The sequence below is a fragment of the Streptomyces sp. NPDC058880 genome, from assembly GCF_042742535.1.
Lineage (GTDB): Bacteria > Actinomycetota > Actinomycetes > Streptomycetales > Streptomycetaceae > Streptomyces.
In genome coordinates this window covers 40,910-56,083 of record NZ_JBHYMC010000002.1, presented here as the reverse complement: position 1 = coordinate 56,083, position 15,174 = coordinate 40,910, and the positions used below count along the sequence as shown (strand labels likewise).

19 protein-coding genes are annotated in these 15,174 nt (G+C 71.6%); 15 read left to right on the top strand and 4 right to left on the bottom strand.

What is annotated here, in order from left to right:
• Position 1: 1 nt before the first annotated feature.
• From ACFW2G_RS02050 to ACFW2G_RS02005, 10 genes are all read left to right on the top strand, one after another.
• Positions 2-625 carry a hypothetical protein gene (locus tag ACFW2G_RS02050; protein ID WP_384581199.1) on the top strand — a complete coding sequence of 208 codons (624 nt, stop codon included), beginning with the start codon at positions 2-4 and terminating at the stop codon, positions 623-625.
• A gap of 29 nt (positions 626-654) precedes the next feature.
• A complete protein-coding gene (locus ACFW2G_RS02045; protein ID WP_384581197.1) occupies positions 655-1,314 on the top strand; it encodes a hypothetical protein in 660 nt (219 codons plus the stop codon).
• A 246-nt stretch (positions 1,315-1,560) separates the two neighbouring features.
• The gene (locus ACFW2G_RS02040; RefSeq protein WP_384447380.1) at positions 1,561-2,184 is read left to right on the top strand and encodes a hypothetical protein; all 624 of its coding nucleotides are present in this window, start codon (positions 1,561-1,563) and stop codon (positions 2,182-2,184) included.
• Between the two features lie 2 nt (positions 2,185-2,186).
• Positions 2,187-3,242, top strand: a complete 1,056-nt coding sequence (locus tag ACFW2G_RS02035) for a hypothetical protein (protein ID WP_384680827.1) — start codon at positions 2,187-2,189, stop codon at positions 3,240-3,242.
• Positions 3,243-3,448: 206 nt separating this feature from the next.
• Positions 3,449-4,075 carry a hypothetical protein gene (locus ACFW2G_RS02030; protein ID WP_384680825.1) on the top strand — a complete coding sequence of 209 codons (627 nt, stop codon included), beginning with the start codon at positions 3,449-3,451 and terminating at the stop codon, positions 4,073-4,075.
• Between the two features lie 330 nt (positions 4,076-4,405).
• Complete coding sequence (locus ACFW2G_RS02025; RefSeq protein WP_384584212.1) at positions 4,406-5,032, top strand: hypothetical protein; 627 nt, start codon at positions 4,406-4,408, stop codon at positions 5,030-5,032.
• 137 nt (positions 5,033-5,169) lie between these two features.
• Positions 5,170-6,042 (top strand): hypothetical protein, encoded by an 873-nt coding sequence (locus tag ACFW2G_RS02020; protein WP_384584215.1) that lies wholly within the window; start codon positions 5,170-5,172, stop codon positions 6,040-6,042.
• The gene (locus tag ACFW2G_RS02015; protein ID WP_384584217.1) at positions 6,042-6,650 is read left to right on the top strand and encodes a hypothetical protein; all 609 of its coding nucleotides are present in this window, start codon (positions 6,042-6,044) and stop codon (positions 6,648-6,650) included. The genes ACFW2G_RS02020 and ACFW2G_RS02015 overlap by 1 nt, the downstream gene beginning before the upstream one ends.
• 127 nt (positions 6,651-6,777) lie before the next feature.
• On the top strand, positions 6,778-8,202 hold the full coding sequence (locus ACFW2G_RS02010; RefSeq protein WP_384447385.1) for a WhiB family transcriptional regulator: 1,425 nt from the start codon (positions 6,778-6,780) through the stop codon (positions 8,200-8,202).
• 14 nt (positions 8,203-8,216) lie between these two features.
• Entirely contained in the window at positions 8,217-8,456 is a 240-nt protein-coding gene (locus ACFW2G_RS02005; protein ID WP_052030430.1) for a hypothetical protein, read from the top strand.
• 79 nt (positions 8,457-8,535) lie between these two features.
• Here the strand turns inward: ACFW2G_RS02005 and ACFW2G_RS02000 are convergent, their stop codons facing one another.
• Complete coding sequence (locus tag ACFW2G_RS02000; protein ID WP_384584220.1) at positions 8,536-8,781, bottom strand: hypothetical protein; 246 nt, start codon at positions 8,779-8,781, stop codon at positions 8,536-8,538.
• Between the two features lie 87 nt (positions 8,782-8,868).
• Here ACFW2G_RS02000 and ACFW2G_RS01995 point away from each other — a divergent pair, with 87 nt between their 5' ends.
• Together ACFW2G_RS01995 and ACFW2G_RS01990 are read left to right on the top strand one after the other, a co-directional pair.
• Positions 8,869-9,654, top strand: a complete 786-nt coding sequence (locus ACFW2G_RS01995) for an ABC transporter ATP-binding protein (protein WP_384584223.1) — start codon at positions 8,869-8,871, stop codon at positions 9,652-9,654.
• Between the two features lie 92 nt (positions 9,655-9,746).
• Positions 9,747-10,265: a hypothetical protein gene (locus ACFW2G_RS01990; RefSeq protein ID WP_384584226.1), complete on the top strand. Its 519-nt coding sequence runs from the start codon at positions 9,747-9,749 to the stop codon at positions 10,263-10,265.
• Between the two features lie 86 nt (positions 10,266-10,351).
• Here ACFW2G_RS01990 and ACFW2G_RS01985 read toward each other — a convergent pair whose 3' ends face one another.
• Together ACFW2G_RS01985 and ACFW2G_RS01980 are read right to left on the bottom strand one after the other, a co-directional pair.
• The gene (locus ACFW2G_RS01985) at positions 10,352-10,606 is read right to left on the bottom strand and encodes a response regulator transcription factor (protein WP_384680833.1); all 255 of its coding nucleotides are present in this window, start codon (positions 10,604-10,606) and stop codon (positions 10,352-10,354) included.
• Between the two features lie 198 nt (positions 10,607-10,804).
• Entirely contained in the window at positions 10,805-11,062 is a 258-nt protein-coding gene (locus ACFW2G_RS01980) for a hypothetical protein (protein ID WP_384584232.1), read from the bottom strand.
• A 241-nt stretch (positions 11,063-11,303) separates the two neighbouring features.
• Between ACFW2G_RS01980 and ACFW2G_RS01975 the strand changes: the two genes are divergently transcribed.
• From ACFW2G_RS01975 to ACFW2G_RS01965, 3 genes are all read left to right on the top strand, one after another.
• Positions 11,304-11,810 carry a GNAT family N-acetyltransferase gene (locus tag ACFW2G_RS01975; protein ID WP_384447397.1) on the top strand — a complete coding sequence of 169 codons (507 nt, stop codon included), beginning with the start codon at positions 11,304-11,306 and terminating at the stop codon, positions 11,808-11,810.
• A 56-nt stretch (positions 11,811-11,866) separates the two neighbouring features.
• Positions 11,867-12,382, top strand: coding sequence for a SigE family RNA polymerase sigma factor (locus tag ACFW2G_RS01970; protein WP_384584235.1), 516 nt, complete (start codon positions 11,867-11,869; stop codon positions 12,380-12,382).
• 66 nt (positions 12,383-12,448) lie between these two features.
• Positions 12,449-13,324, top strand: a complete 876-nt coding sequence (locus tag ACFW2G_RS01965) for a hypothetical protein (RefSeq protein ID WP_384584238.1) — start codon at positions 12,449-12,451, stop codon at positions 13,322-13,324.
• A gap of 68 nt (positions 13,325-13,392) precedes the next feature.
• Here the strand turns inward: ACFW2G_RS01965 and ACFW2G_RS01960 are convergent, their stop codons facing one another.
• Complete coding sequence (locus tag ACFW2G_RS01960; RefSeq protein ID WP_384447403.1) at positions 13,393-15,138, bottom strand: bifunctional 3'-5' exonuclease/DNA polymerase; 1,746 nt, start codon at positions 15,136-15,138, stop codon at positions 13,393-13,395.
• Positions 15,139-15,174: the final 36 nt, after the last annotated feature.

Below are 15,174 nucleotides of genomic sequence, written 5' to 3'. Positions count from 1 at the left end.
CATGGCCAGTGTCATCACCGACCACCCGCCGCAGCAGCTCGCCGCCGAGCTGGCCGGGCTGCTGCGCGTGGACTGGCGCGCCGTATGGGCGGGCCTGCCGGAGGACGAGGCCCTGCTCGCCGAGTGGTGCGCGGGTTTCGGCTGGACGCCGCTGTGGCCCCAGGCGGGCCTGTGGGTGCGCACGCCGGGCGGCGGCCGCCTGCACCTGGCGTCCTCCGGCGGCTCCGGCCGGCCGGTGACCCGCGCGTCGTACACGGCCTGGCGGGTCCGGGCGGACGCGCGAGCCGACGACGCGAGCATCATGGAGGTCGCCCTCGACCGGTACGGGGCGTACCTCGCGCAGCTGACCGCCGCGTTGGGCGCGCCCGGCTGGGCAGGCGCCTGGGACAGTCCCGACTTCCCGGAGCCGCCTGCGCCGGGCCGCTGGGGCGACGCGGCGGACCGGCTGGAGCGCAAGGCTCCGTACCGGCTCGCGCAGTGGCGCTGGGCGAACCCGCTCGCGCCGGTGATCGTCCTCGACCTGTACTGCCGGACGGGCCGGGGGCCGGGGGGTGGGACGATCACTCTTGCCTTCCACGGTCCTGCCGACCCCGATCCGGTCGGTGGACCCGGATGGCTGCTGTGACGTACGAGACGCGAGAGAGAGCAAGCGACGTGGGTACCCCTGTCGAACCACCGGTGGACCGGACGCCGCAGGAGCTGGCCACGGAGCTGCGCGGGCTGGCGGGCGTGGACTGGGAGACCGTCTGGAACGGCCCTCCGCTGCCGGGCAAGGGCCTGGACATGTGGTGTGCGCAGTTCGGGTGGACGCCGACCCAGTTCGAGTACGTCCTGAACGTGCGCACCGATACCGGCGGTGAGCTGGTGCTGAATGCAACGGGCGGGAGCTGGGCGCCGGTGAGGAGCGTTTCCCACGGGGTCTGGGGTGCCGTGTCGGTCAACGGCCCGGAACACAACGCGGAAGTGCTGGCCGAGGCCGACCGGGCGTGGCCCCTCTACCGCGATGCCGTTTCCTCGGTGCTGGGCGAGCCGGCCTGGGAGGGGGCCTGGGACTCCGACTCCTTCCCGCAGGAGCTTGGTGAATACGCGATTCCCCAGCAGCGGGACCGGATCGAGGACAAGGACCCGTACCACATGGCCTACTGGGCGCTTGCCGGGTCGGCGGAGACGCTGGTCAGTCTGCGCATCACGCCTGGCCTGGGCACGGCCGACGGGTCGAGCATCGGAGTCGTCAACATGGACCTCGACGTGTATCCGCGTCCGGTCCCCGGCCGTGACCCCCGCAGCCGGACCCAAGGCCGGTCCGATCCTTGACACCCGTCCCCAGGCCGCAGGTATGGACGGTCTGGCATGACCCCTCGCCCTTGCCGCGACTCCCCGTCGCTCAAGCTGCGCCTCGTGCTGACCCCGGCCCTTGCGGGCCTGATGTCGAGGGGCCGGAGCGGGGCGTGGAACGGAAGATGGAACGATCACCCCGGCCTTCCGGGGCCGGCTGAACACGATCCGGTCCGCGGCCGGAGCGGTTGGTGTTGCGTGCACACGTGAGAGAGAGACAGGAACATGGGTACCCCCTTCGAACGCCCGGTGGACCGGACGCCGCAGGAGCTGGCCACGGAGCTGCGCGGGCTGGCGGGCGTGGACTGGGAGACCGTCTGGAACGGGCCTCCGCTGCCGGGCAAGGGCCTGGACATGTGGTGTGCGCAGTTCGGGTGGACGCCGACCCAGTTCGAGTACGTCCTGAACGTGCGCACCGATACCGGCGGTGAGCTGGTGCTGAATGCAACGGGCGGCGGCTGGGCACCCGTGACGTCGGTTTCCCACTGGGTATGGGGTGGTTCGGCCGTCGGTGGTCCCTCGGGAAATCCTCGGCTTCTCGCCGAGGCCGATGAGGTCTGGCCTCGCTATCGCGACGCAGCATCGTCGGTTCTGGGTGAGCCGGCCTGGGACGGAGGGTGGGACTCGGCCGACTTTCCCGACGAACTCGGCAAGTACGTCGTGCCGAAGCCGGAGACGCGACTGGCCCAAAAGCGTCCCTACCGCATCGCCTACTGGGAGCTGCCGGCGTCTGAGGGCACGCTCGTCAGCCTGTCCCTCACTCCCGCGATGGGTACCGCCGACGGATCCCGCAGTGGAGTGGTGAACATGAGCCTGCGCGTGTACCCCCGTCCTCTGAAGGTCAACTGACGATGAGCTCGGCACCGATACCAGAGCTGATAGCCGAAGGCGCCCTGGCCCTGGCGAACGACCGCCAGGCGAAATCCGAGGAAGCCAGTGCGGACCCGGAATCGGTAGTGGCACGCATCAGTGCCGCTGCTGAGGCGGCGGGACTGAAGGACGAGTTGGACTCCGATGGCAAACTTCGGGCATCCAAGGAGAAGCAGTACATCGATCTTCTGGCGGAGGATGCGGCGAAGCTCACCCCGGCCGAGGGGACGAAGCCGATCAGTGTCTTCTGGTCGTTCGGTCTGGAGCATCCGGAGGCGCCGCTGAACGATTGGGACGTCCCCTTCCTGTCCCAGCGGTTCATCGCGGAGGAGTGGGCGGCCCAGCAGAACAAGGCCAACCCGGGTTCCGCCCAGACGCTGGAGACGACGCGGGGAGGCGCAGAGCTGGACGACATGTTCCTCTGGGAACCTGAAGTCATTGAGGCCCTCGGTGGCGCGGAGAGTGGATTCCACCCCGGCTACGCGAAGGAGGTCTGGGGCAAGATCTCCAAGACCTACGCGGGGCTCGCCGAAGGGCGGGTCATCGTGTTCGGGCAGGACGCCAACACCCGGTCCATCCTGCATACCCAGGAGTCCGGCGAGCTGTGCAGGAACGCCGAGGTCGGTCTGCACAACATCCACTTCGCCTACGAGGCCAATCAGAGCTGGCCCGAGGTGACGCGGAACGAGGCCGGGACCAATGAGGTGCGGGCCGTTGCGCAGTTCGACAATCCGACCCTGCCCCGGTACATCGACCCGGAGGGTTTCGCGAAGCTCACCCCGGAGGAGCGGCAGGCGAAGATCGACGGGATCATCGAGGAGGTCGCTCCCGGTCAGGGGTCGGCCGGGGCCGTCGAGGCGCCCGAGCGGCAGGCCTCTCCGAAGGCCCTGCCCACCCCGCTCTGGCAGCTCGGCTTCAAACAACCGACCAAGACTACCCGGGCAGTGACCCCCGTACCGGCTTCCGCAGCCGGACCCAAGGCCGGTCCGATCCTTGACACCCGTCCCCAGGCCGCAGGTATGGACGGTCTGGCATGACCCCTCGCCCTTGCCGCGACTCCCCGTCGCTCAAGCTGCGCCTCGTGCTGACCCCGGCCCTTGCGGGCCTGATGTCGAGGGGCCGGAGCGGGGCGTGGAACGGAAGATGGAACGATCACCCCGGCCTTCCGGGGCCGGCTGAACACGATCCGGTCCGCGGCCGGAGCGGTTGGTGTTGCGTGCACACGTGAGAGAGAGACAGGAACATGGGTACCCCCTTCGAACGCCCGGTGGACCGGACGCCGCAGGAGCTGGCCACGGAGCTGCGCGGGCTGGCGGGCGTGGACTGGGAGACCGTCTGGAACGGGCCTCCGCTGCCGGGCAAGGGCCTGGACATGTGGTGTGCGCAGTTCGGGTGGACGCCGACCCAGTTCGAGTACGTCCTGAACGTGCGCACCGATACCGGCGGTGAGCTGGTCCTGAATGCGCGAGGTGGCAGCTGGAGGCCCGTGCACAGTGTCTCCCACTGGGTATGGGGAGAGTCGTCGAAGACGCCGGAGGGGAGTCCCTGGGTTCTGGCCGAAGCCGATCGTGTCTGGCCGCGCTATCGGGACGCGGTGTCATCGGTGCTGGGTCGACCCGCATGGGAAGGTGCCTGGGATTCCGACTTCTTCCCTCACGAGCTCGGCGAGTACGCGATTCCCAAGGCGACGGACCGGATCGAGGAGAAGGATCCCTACCACATGGCCTACTGGGAACCGGACGCCCCGACCGGCGCCCTGGTGAGCCTGAGGATCACACCGGCACTTGGCACTGCCGACGGTTCTGATCCCGGAGTGGTCAACATGAGCCTTCAGGCCTATCACCGTCAGATGACGGCCGGTCGCCGGTGAGCACTGAGTCGATACCGGCAGACATCGTGGAGGGCGCGTTGGGTCGGGCGCATGCCCGTGACAAGCCTGTCAAGGAGGAGACGCTCGATCCGAAGGCCGTAGCGCGCCGTATCAAAGCGTCGGCCAAGGCGGCGAAGATGACTCCGAAAACGTATATCGACAGCCTCGCAGAGGATGCGGCGAAGCTCACCCCGGCCGAGGGGCCTGAGCCGGACGTGGAACGGAAGATGGGACGATCACCCCGGCCTTCCACGGTCCTGCCGACCCCGATCCGGTCGGTGGACCCGGATGGCTGCTGTGACGTACGAGACGCGAGAGAGAGCAAGCGACGTGGGTACCCCTTTCGAACCGCCGGTGGACCGGACGCCGCAGGAGCTGGCCACGGAGCTGCGCGGGCTGGCGGGCGTGGACTGGGAGACCGTCTGGAACGGCCCTCCGCTGCCGGGCAAGGGCCTGGACATGTGGTGTGCGCAGTTCGGGTGGACGCCGACCCAGTTCGAGTACGTCCTGAACGTGCGCACCGATACCGGCGGTGATTGGGTGCTGGAAGCATTGGGTGGCAGCTGGGCGCCGGTGCAGGAGGTCTCCCACTGGGTTTGGGGAGGGGCGGCGACAACGCCGGAGGGCAACCCCCAACTGCTCGATGAGGCGGAGCGGGTCTGGCCGCTCTACCGGGACGCTGCATCGTCAGTGCTGGGCGAACCCGCCTGGGACGGTGCCTGGGACTCGGACTCCTTCCCTGACGAACTCGGCAAGTACGCCGTTCCCAAGCCGGAGGTGCGACGTCGGGAGAAGCGGCCCTACCGCATCGCCTACTGGGAGCTCGCCGCTTCGGGGGGTGTCCTGGCCAGCCTGACGGTCACTCCCGCCCTGGGCACCGCTGACGGGTCCGATGCCGGAGCGGTCAACATGCGTCTGCGCATCTATCCCGGGCTCATGAAGGACGGACGCCGGTGAGTTCGGGAGCGATACCTCCGCTTGTAGAGCGCGGCGCTGTCGCGCGGGCGAAAGCCCAGCACAAGGCATCTCTGGATGCCAGACGCGACCCTGACTCCATCGCGGAGGGCATCAAGGCGCGAGCCAAGGCCGCGAACATGACACCGAAGGAATACATCGACGCCCTCGTCGAGGACGAGGCGAAGCTGACTCCCGCTGAGGGGACGAAGCCGATCAGTGCCTTCTGGTCGTTCGGTCTGGAGCATCCGGAGGCGCCGCTGAACGACTGGGACGTCCCCTTCCTGTCCCAGCGGTTCATCGCGGAGGAGTGGGCGGCCCAGCAGAACAAGGCCAATCCAGGTTCCGCCCAGACGCTTGAAACGACGCAGGGCGGTAGCGAGCTCGACGGCATGTTCCTCTGGGAAAGCCGAGTTCTCGAAGCCCTCGGTGGTGAAGCCAAGGGCTTCCACCGCGCCTATCCGAAGGAGGTCTGGGGCAAGATCTCCAAGACCTACGCGGGGCTCGCCGAAGGGCGGGTCATCGTGTTCGGGCAGGACGCCAACACCCGGTCCATCCTGCATACCCAGGAGTCCGGCGAGCTGTGCAGGAACGCCGAGGTCGGTCTGCACAACATCCACTTCGCCTACGAGGCCAATCAGAGCTGGCCCGAGGTGACGCGGAACGAGGCCGGGACCAATGAGGTGCGGGCCGTCGCGCAGTTCGACAATCCGACCCTGCCCCGGTACATCGACCCGGAGGGTTTCGCGAAGCTCACCCCGGAGGAGCGGCAGGCGAAGATCGACGGGATCATCGAGGAGGTCGCTCCCGGTCAGGGGCCGGCCGGGGCCGTCGAGGCGCCCGAGCGGCAGGCCTCTCCGAAGGCCCTGCCCACCCCGCTCTGGCAGCTCGGCTTCAAGCAGCCGGAGACCATCACCCCGGCCGTGACCCCCGAGCCGGCGGCCGTCGGCGGGCCGTCGGCCGCGCCGCCCGAGGTCGGGCGGCAGAGCGCACCCGGCATGGAGGGCCCGTGATGTTCCGACCTTTCCGCGACTCCGTGCGCCGCTTCCTGCGGCAGGAGCGCGACGACGCCTGGGCCGTGCGGCTGCTGCGCCGGCTCGTCTTCGGGGTGGCCGGTGTCTACACGCTGTTCGCGCTCGCTTCGACCAGCATGGCCTCGTTCGTCACCGTCAGCGGGCTGGTGGTGCTCGCGGGGCTGCTGTGGCTGATGCGTCGGCGTGGCCAGCTCCTGCTCGCGCTCGCGTCGACCCTGGTGACCGCGGCGCTCGCCGGCTACTTCGGGGCCGCCGGGGAGATCGCGGGCGGGTCGGCGAACGGAGTGCTGGGCGGGCAGGCCGTGTTCGGGTACTGGGCGCTGTCGCTGATGGCCCTGCTGGGTGCCTGGATCCCCCGGATCCATCCGGGTCGGCGCGGGGTGACCGTGGTCCTCGCGGACATGGTGCTCGTCGTGACCTCGGCGGTGGGAACGGTGGTCCCGGTCGCTTCCGTGCCGATGGGATTCGCCGGCCTGGCCCTGGTGCTGGTCGCGCGGGGCGGCGGGCTGGCGGCGCTGAGGCGCCGGACCGGCTCGTGGAGACGCTTCTCGCGACGCCGGGTACCGGCTGTCGACACGGACGGTTAGTTAGGCTGATGGACCATCACTGTCCTTATGTTTTATGCACATCAGCGCTTTCGAGACAATTTTGCGAACGATGTTCGGCCTGTTCTATAGTCCCCCCGAGTCATGATCGTCTCGGGGGAGAGTCTTCATGGTCACGACAGTACGTACGGCGTCGCCCACCGGTGTGCAGGCGGCGAGTGCTTCCGTCCTCCTGCCCTGCCAAAGACGGCCGGACATCTTCGGGCAGCCGTTGCTCATCAACCCACCCGTCGGCAGGGCCGCCGGGCCTCCGCTCCAGACGCGCAGGCTCCAGGCCCTCACCCATGCCGCACGTCAGCTCTGCTCCTCCTGCCCGCTCTGGGCGGAGTGCCTGCGGGACGCGGTCGTCCAGTCCGATCCCGGAGGGTACGCGGCCGCCACCACCCGGCAGGACCGGCGCTGGATCAGACGCAGGATCGGCATCGGCGACGCGCAGGGGCGGCTCTCGCCCCGAGGCGAGGGCGGCGGACGGGCCGCGGACGTGGAGGACGTCCTGGTCCTCCAGGGGTTCCACGCGCTCCAGGAGCATCGGGCGAACCGGCCGGCCCTCTCGGCGGCGGGCCCGGTCGCGGCGGTGGTCCCCACGGGCGCCGCGGTGAACGGCAAGGCACACCGGTCCACGGCACGCACTGAGCCGCGGACCGGTCAACAGCAGGTCAACACATACGAGGTATCGATGGCGGCCCCGGCAGGCGAACGGATCGGCTTCTCGCTCGACGATCCGGCCCGCGCCATACAGAAGGCCGTCCTCGGCCCCGTACTCCGCTCCGTGCTGCCCACGCTCGAGGTCACCGGGCTGGTCGCGGCGATGTTGGTGCGCATGCCCACCGCGGGCATCGGACCGGAGATGTGCGCGGCGATCGGGGAGGCCCGCCGGTGCCTGGAGGAGTGGCGGGCGGCCTCGGGCGACGACCTCACCAGCCTCCCGGAGTCGAACGGCCTCACCGGATCGGTGAGCGTGGAACTCGCGGCCAGCGATCCGCTCTCCGCGCTGCGCCAGGACATCTTCGAGCCCCTGCTGCACCGGCTTGCCGAATCGATTCGCCGGATCGAGGTCCTCACGGCGGTGTTGAGCACCCCGTCGGATCCGGGCGACCCGGGGGCCGACACCCCGTACGGGCCGGAACTGTCCGCAGTCCACGCCTCCCTGGGCGTCCTCGGCACGCACATCGAGCGGTACGCGGCCGGGACGCCGCGCAGCGCGTACGCCGACCGGTTCCGGGCGGTGGGCGGCCCGTACGACCCGCGGCTGCGCTCCGTTCCGGACCCGGTCCCCGGCGCGGGGCTCCCCTACACCCCGCTTCCGGCGCTCAGCCTGCGGCGGGCCGTGGAGGATGCCGTGACCTCCTTCCCCGGGGCGTTCACCGCCCGGGACGTGCTCCTGGCGCTGCCCCGCGGCGCGTACCGGGACGCGGCGAAGTCGGTCAGCAACGCCCTGTCCGCCCTGGCCAGGTCGGGTCGTCTGCTGCGTGTCTCCCGCGGCACCTACGCCGTGGCCTCCCCTTCCGGCGGCGCCTTCGCCGCGAGCTCCTGAAAGGCTCCCGCCCCATGCAGCCCACGTACTCGGTCGCCGAGGTCCGCGTCTTCTCGCACAGCGCCGGTCTGGTCGACGGCGTTCCCGTCACGGCTCCGCCGTACGTCGACATCCAGGAGGTCGTCATCTCGATCCTCCAGCAGCGGGCCCAGCAGACGGGCGGGCCGGCCGCGGCGACCATCAGCGACGACCGGTACGGCGGCGCCATCCGCATCCTGGTCCACCCGGACGGCACCACCGAATCCGCCGACTGACGGCCCATCATCCAGGGCCGCGAGCGGACCCCGGGCCGAGGACCCGGGGTCCGCTCGCGCCCGGCCGTGCGGGCCGGGGTCAGACGTCGCGGCTGGTGAACATCCGCTGGGCCAGCAGGGCCAGTGCCGCGCACCAGGCCACCAGCACCAGGAGGCCGTACGGGGTGTCCAGGGCGCTCGGGAGGGTGAGCCGGTCACCGAGCACGGCCAGCTGCGCGCCGTCCGGGAGGAAGCGGCCCACCTTCGGGAACTGGCTCAGCACCATCAGCTGGCCGAGGGTGCCCCACACCACCAGGCCGATCACCGCGATCAGCTGGTTGCGCACGACGAAACCGATCGCGGCGCCCCACGGGCCGGCCAGGGTGCAGACGCCGACGACGGCGCCCTCGCCCGGATCGAGGAAGTCCGGCAGATGGAGACCGAGGACGATGTGGACCTGACGCCTGCGACGCCCACCGGGCCGCCGCCGGAAGTGGTCGTGGAGGAGCTGGAGTTCGCCTATCAGGGCCGTACGCCTACCCTGAAGGGGACCAGTTTCACCGCGCCCGCGGGCGCGGTCACCGCGATCGTCGGTTCCTCCGGATCGGGAAAGACCACGGTGTTCTCTCTGATCCAGCGCTTCTACGAGAGCGACGCGGGCAGCATCCGTCTCGACGGGACGGACATCCGTTCCCTGAGCCGGGCCGACCTGCGCCGCCGCATCGCCTACGTGGAGCAGGACTCCCCGATGCTCGCCGGGACCCTGCGCGAGAACCTCCTGTACTCGGCCCCCGACGCGAGCGACGAGGACATCGCCGAGGTGCTCCGCAAGACCCTGCTCGACGCGTTCGTCGCGGGGCTCCCGGACGGGCTCGACACCGAGGTGGGCACCCGCGGCCTCGCCCTCTCCGGCGGTGAGCGCCAGCGCCTCGCCATCGCCCGGGCGCTGCTGCGCAAGCCGCAGGTGCTGCTGCTGGACGAGGTCACGGCCCATCTGGACGGGCTCAGCGAGATCGCCCTGCGCAGGACGGTCGAGCAGGCCGCAGAGAACTGCACGGTCCTGCTGATCGCGCACCGGCTGTCCACGGTGACCACCGCCGACCGGCTGGTCCTCTTCGACGACGGCCGGGTCGGCGACCACGGCCCGCACGAGGAGCTGCTGGAGCGCAACGACACCTACCGCGAACTGGCCGCGACCCAGTTGGCCTCCGCCCGCTGAAACGTTTCCGGTGGCCGGGCGCGCGCCCCGCGCCCGGCCGTCGGTCCCGCCGTGACGAACCTCCTGCCCCACCCGCACCGAAGGACCTGACCATGAACGATGCAGACCGGAACCCGCCCCCCATCGAGGACACCCGCTTCGGCGGGATCACCGTCCACCAGGACGGTCAGCTCCGCCTGGAGGTCGACGGCGAGGGGATCCCTTCCGTGGTCCTGGAGCGGGACCCGGCCTCGGAGGCGGACGCGCAGATCGCGATCGGCACCCGCGACGCTGCCTTCCTCACCCTGCGGATCGACGGCCGGGAGGCGGAGCTGAAGCCGGCCAAGGCCGGCCTGGGCAGGCGGTCGTACCGGGTGGACGTGGAGTTCGAGGGGGTGCGCTACCGGCTCGTCCCGGACTCCATCCCGAGCAGCAGGCTGATCCGCGACGGCGCGCACATCGGTGACTTCTCCTCCGACGGCGACGAGCTGGTCCTCGCGGAGTGGCGGGAGGACGAGGAGGTCCGGCCGCTGGACGCGTCGGTCGGCTACGCGCTGGCCTCGGCCTTCGGCACCGGCGGCCAGCCCATGTGGATGATGATCGTGGACGGTGTGAGCAGTGCGCTGCCGTAGCGGCGACCGGGTTCACGCAGGAAGGGCCGGTCCCCCCACCGAGGGGGACCGGCCCTTCTTGCTCGGGCGGTGTGTCCGGGCGCCGGTCAGGCGGCGCTGCGCCGGGTGGTCTCCAGCTGCCTGATGTCGTCGGCGTGCAGATGGGTGACGATCGCCGCCTCGAACCGTGACTTCAGCCGGAGCTTGCGGACGATGCTCGCGGTGTGGGCGCGGATCGTGCGTTCGGCGATACCGAGGTGCCGTGCGAGGCGGCGGTTCTGCTCCCCGGAGGCGAGCAGGAGGAGCGCTTCCACCTCGCGGCTGGTGAGGCAGGAGAAATCCAGTGGTCGATTTTCGGCCAATGACTTCAAAGCGGCCTCCCTCGTTGAATGTTGGTGATTCATGTCATTTCCTACCGCTTTGTCGGAGTCTATTTTTCACCTGCGTTTAACTGCTGTCCTCTATGTCGGACTGCCCGGCTTCCGGCCAGTCGCCCGGCAGTGATCGATCGCACGGCCGACCGGGGCAAAGTGCACGGCGCCAGCCTGCTCATGCTCGGACTAACCGCCACGGAAGAGCGCATATACCGCCACTGCCTGCGGAATCCGGGAACACTGGGCGAGGACCTCCACGTCCTCCTCCACGTACCGCGGGAAGAAGTCGAAACGGCCCAGGAGAGGCTGTTCCGGCTCGGACTGCTGCAGGGCGACCGGACGGCCGTCCTGGCCGCCGACCCGGAGACTGCCGTGGACCGGCTCACCGACCTGCGGCTGCGGGTCCTGCACGAACAGCTCCAACAGGTCACCCAGGCACGCCACCTGGTGGCCGACCTGAAGGCCGAGCAGGGGCCGGCTCCTTCCGCCGCATCGGCGGGAGCGATTGCGGGGTGCGGGAGCCGCTACGGGAAGGTTGTATCCCCCGGGAAAGGGCCCGACCGCGCCCTTCGCCCTGCCCGCCCTGCCCGATCCCGGGCAGCTCATGGCCGGAGGAGCGAACTCCCGTCGTAGCGTTGGCCCTTCGCGGTGAGGTCCACCGCGTCCGAGAGCCAGGGAGACGCGCATGAACGGTCGGTCGACACACGAGGGTCCGCACTCCGCGGTGGCGGTTCGCGCCGCGGGCGAGGCGGACGTCGAGACGGCGGCGGAGCTCTTCCGCGGCTACCTCGACTTCTACGAGGTGGACGTCAAGGACCCCGACGCCCCGCGGGTCTTCCTGGCCGAGCGCATCGCCAAGGAGGAGTCCCTGGTACTGCTCGCCGACGTCCCCGGGCACGGGACCGTCGGCTTCGCGCAGGTCTACCGCGCCTTCTCCTCCCTGTCGCTGACCACCGCCTGGATCCTCAACGACCTCTACGTCGCCCCCTCCGGCCGCCGCACCGGGGCCGGCCGGGCGCTGCTGCGCGAGGTGCTGGGCCGGGCCCGCGCGGCCGGGGTGGCGGGCGTCCAGTTGGAGACCGCCTACGACAACACGATCGCGCAGGAGCTCTACGAGGCGGAGGGCTTCGTGCGCGAGCAGTTCCACGTGTACTTCCACGACCTGGGCCGAGCGGACTCCGCCCAGGGGTGAAACGTTCCCGGGGGTCCGGCGCGTCAGTGGAGTGGGACGGATGCGAGGGGGAGCGGATGCGACAGGGGCGCAGGGACGGGTTCCGGGAATTCGCGGCGGGCCGGTCGGAGCACCTGTACCGGTCGGCATGTCTGCTGGCGGGCGGGGACACCCGTCTCGCGGAGGATCTGGTGCAGGAGACCCTGGGCCGGATGTACCTGCACTGGCGCCGGATCTCCCGGATCGACAATCCGGCGGCGTACGCGCAGACGGTGCTGGTGCGGGCCTATCTGACGCACCGGCGCCGCCGGCCGGCGGGGGAGCGCCCGGCGGGGGAGTCCGGCGACCCGGGAGCGGTCATGGTCGGCGGGGGAGATCCGTTGTCGCGGATGCCCCTGCTGCGGGCGCTGGAGCGGCTGGCGCCCAAGGACCGGGCGGTGCTGGTGCTCCGGTACTGGGAGGACCGCAGCGTCGAGGAGACCGCCGATGCGATGAGCACCGGCTCGGCGGCCGTCCGTACCCGGACCTCGCGGGCGCTCGCCCGGCTGCGGGAGCAGCTGGGCGAGGGCCCGGCCGGCTTCGCGGAGCCCTGAGGGCGCCGGCGCCCTGTGCTCCCGCACCGCCCCTCCCCACCCGCGCAACGGAAGGCCCGATGCCCCATGTCGTTCGAAGATGATCTCGGTACGGCCCTCCGGCAGGCGGGGGCCGGTTTCACGGCCGACGGGCACGCGTTGGCGGACGCCGGTGAGGCACGTGGCCGCCGCCTGGTGGCGCGCCGCCGGGCCGCCGTCGCCGGAGGGGCCGTGCTGGCCCTGGCCCTGACCCTGATCGCGACGGCGGGCGCATCCGTCGGCGGGCTCCTCGGCGGCGGGGGCGGCGTCGACCCGGGCCACGCCGTGGCGCGGCCGATGCCGGAGGGCGGTTCGGGCGGGTCCGGTGGCGCGCCGGACGGCTGGGCGGGGAAGCCGCGGACCGGCAGCGGCGCGGTCGGCGCCGAACGGATGATGGCCGACCTGGAGGAGGCGCTGTCGGGCGGGGGCGGGGCGCTGACCGCCACGGTGGCGCGCGGCACGGACAGCGAGGGCGGAGCGGCGGTCTCCGGCGTGTACGACGACGGGAGGGGCAAGGCGGCCGTGGCCCTCAGCCTCTCCCGGGTGGATCCCGGGGGCAGCCACGCCGACCAGCTCACCCGGTGTGGGGACAGGAGCATCCAGGGATACGACGACTGCCGGACCGAGCGGCTGCCGGACGGCTCGAAGCTGTTGGTCCACAAGGGGTACGAGTACGCGGACCGCCGGGTGGACACCAAGTGCTGGCGGGCCGTCCTCGTGACCCCGGCCGGCTTCCTGGTCGAGGTCTCCGAGTGGAACGCCCCGGCGCAGAAGGGGGCGGCCGTTTCGCGGCCCGCCCCGCCCCTGGACAGCGCCCGACTCAAGGCCCTGGTCACCTCACCGGTCTGGCACCCGGCGCTGAACGACCTGCCGGCCGCCGAACCGGAGCGGGGCAGGACGGGAGCCGGGTCGGGCACGGGCTGAAACAGCGGGGCCCGACGAGAAGGGCGGCAGCGCGGTCCGGTGGCCGAGGGCCGGGTCGGGCCGGGGTGTCACTTGGCGTCGGCGTAGCACTCCACGACCGCCGTCGTGAACGGGAACCGGACCGGGGTATCGCCGAAGCAGATCCGGGCGGCCCGGTCGCCGGCGGCGCGGATCGCCTCCACCACGGCCCCGGCCTCCTCGGCCGGGCAGTGCAGGATCACCTCGTCGTGCTGGAAGAAGACCAGCTCCGCGCGCATCCCGGCGGTCGCCTGCCGCAGGGCCGCGAGCAGCAGCAGGGCCCAATCGGCGGCGCTGCCCTGGACGACGAAGTTCCGGGTGAACCGGCCGCGGGCCCGGGCATGGGGGGAGGCGTGGCCCGGGGGTCGGGCGTCCTCCCGGTCCGGTCGGGCGCCGGCCTCGCCCACCAGCTCGCCCTCCCCCGGGTCGACGCCCCCGTCCCCGGCCTCGTCGCCCTCGCCGGAGCCGGCGGGCGGGGGGCAGGTGCGGCCGAGCCAGGTGCGCACGAGCCGGCCCTCCTCGCCGGCCTTCGCCGCGTCGTCCACGTATGCGACGGCCTGCGGGAAGCGGCGGCGGAGCGCGGCCAGGTTCTTCAGGCCGTCCCCGGAGGTCTGCCCGTAGACGGCCCCGAGGACGGCCAGTTTGGCCTTCTCGCGGTCGCCGGAGAAGCCCTGGCGGGAGACGGCGGTGTAGAGGTCCTCGGGTCGCCCGGCGACCTCCATGAAGGCGGGGTCGCGGGAGATCGCGGCGAGCACGCGCGGTTCCATCTGGTCGGCGTCGGCGACGACGAGCCGCCAGCCCGGATCGGCGACGACGGCCTTGCGGATCACCTTCGGGATCTGCAGGGCCCCGCCGCCGTTGGTGACCCAGCGGCCGGTGAGCGTGCCGCCGGGGACGAACTCCGGTCGGAAGCGGCCCTCATGGACCCAGTCGCCGAGCCAGGACCAGCCGTGGGCGGTGTAGATCCGGTACAGCTTCTTGTACGCGATCAGCGGTTCCACCGCGGGGTGGTCCAGCTCCTGGATCTCCCAGCGGCGGGTGGACTTCAGCTTGATCCCGTCCTTGGCGAAGGCCCGGACGACCTCGGCGGGCAGGTCGGGGCGCACGCGCCGGCCGAAGGCCGCCGAGACGCGGTCGGCCAGCTCGGCGAGGCGGCGGGGCTCACCGCCGCCCGCGTACCGTTCGCCGAGCAGCTCGGTCAGCAGGGCCCGGTGCACGTCGGCCCGCCAGGGCAGACCGGCGCGGTTCATCTCGGCGGCGACGAGGAACGCGGCGGACTCGGCGGCGACGAGCAACCGCATCCGGTCGGGCCGGGCGGTCGCGTCGAGCCGTTTCACCTGGTCGGCGTGGACGGCGAGCAGGGCGTCCAGGGAGACCGCGGCGGGCTGCGGGTCGAAGAGGGAGTCCTGGGCGCGGGGGGCGGCGGCGCGCTGCGGCGGATCGGGTGGCACGGGGGCGTTGTTCAGCCGGGCCCAGGCGGCGGCGGCCGAGCGGGGCTCGCCGGAGCGGCCCTCGTGGCCCAGCAGCAGCAGCTCGGCGTCCTCGATGTCGTGGCACCGCTCGACGCGGACACCGGCCGCGAGCAGCCGGGGGTAGACCGCGGCGGTGGACCGCCAGACCCAGCGGGTGCCGGGCGGGGCGGAGCGGACCGCGTCGGCGGGGTCACGGACGCGGAGCGGGTTCGCTGCCGTCGGATGCGCGCTCGCCGGGGTCGCCTCCGCGGGGTGCACGGGCGCGGCGTGCCACCACCCGTCGCCGTCCTCGGCGAGGGCCCACCGGGGAGTGCGGTCGCTCATGGGTGCGAGTGTCCCACCGGGGGCCGACAGCGGCCG

What these genes read in the sequence shown, in the direction of transcription:
- ACFW2G_RS02050 (WP_384581199.1), top strand. Translation starts at nt 2, where the DNA reads ATGGCCAGTGTCATCACCGACCACCCGCCGCAGCAGCTCGCCGCCGAG.
- ACFW2G_RS02040 (WP_384447380.1), top strand. Translation starts at nt 1,561, where the DNA reads ATGGGTACCCCCTTCGAACGCCCGGTGGACCGGACGCCGCAGGAGCTG.
- ACFW2G_RS02035 (WP_384680827.1), top strand. Translation starts at nt 2,187, where the DNA reads ATGAGCTCGGCACCGATACCAGAGCTGATAGCCGAAGGCGCCCTGGCC.
- ACFW2G_RS02030 (WP_384680825.1), top strand. Translation starts at nt 3,449, where the DNA reads ATGGGTACCCCCTTCGAACGCCCGGTGGACCGGACGCCGCAGGAGCTG.
- ACFW2G_RS02020 (WP_384584215.1), top strand. Translation starts at nt 5,170, where the DNA reads ATGACACCGAAGGAATACATCGACGCCCTCGTCGAGGACGAGGCGAAG.
- ACFW2G_RS02015 (WP_384584217.1), top strand. Translation starts at nt 6,042, where the DNA reads ATGTTCCGACCTTTCCGCGACTCCGTGCGCCGCTTCCTGCGGCAGGAG.
- ACFW2G_RS02010 (WP_384447385.1), top strand. Translation starts at nt 6,778, where the DNA reads ATGGTCACGACAGTACGTACGGCGTCGCCCACCGGTGTGCAGGCGGCG.
- ACFW2G_RS02005 (WP_052030430.1), top strand. Translation starts at nt 8,217, where the DNA reads ATGCAGCCCACGTACTCGGTCGCCGAGGTCCGCGTCTTCTCGCACAGC.
- ACFW2G_RS01995 (WP_384584223.1), top strand. Translation starts at nt 8,869, where the DNA reads ATGGAGACCGAGGACGATGTGGACCTGACGCCTGCGACGCCCACCGGG.
- ACFW2G_RS01990 (WP_384584226.1), top strand. Translation starts at nt 9,747, where the DNA reads ATGAACGATGCAGACCGGAACCCGCCCCCCATCGAGGACACCCGCTTC.
- ACFW2G_RS01975 (WP_384447397.1), top strand. Translation starts at nt 11,304, where the DNA reads ATGAACGGTCGGTCGACACACGAGGGTCCGCACTCCGCGGTGGCGGTT.
- ACFW2G_RS01970 (WP_384584235.1), top strand. Translation starts at nt 11,867, where the DNA reads ATGCGACAGGGGCGCAGGGACGGGTTCCGGGAATTCGCGGCGGGCCGG.
- ACFW2G_RS01965 (WP_384584238.1), top strand. Translation starts at nt 12,449, where the DNA reads ATGTCGTTCGAAGATGATCTCGGTACGGCCCTCCGGCAGGCGGGGGCC.
- ACFW2G_RS01960 (WP_384447403.1), bottom strand. Translation starts at nt 15,138, where the DNA reads ATGAGCGACCGCACTCCCCGGTGGGCCCTCGCCGAGGACGGCGACGGG.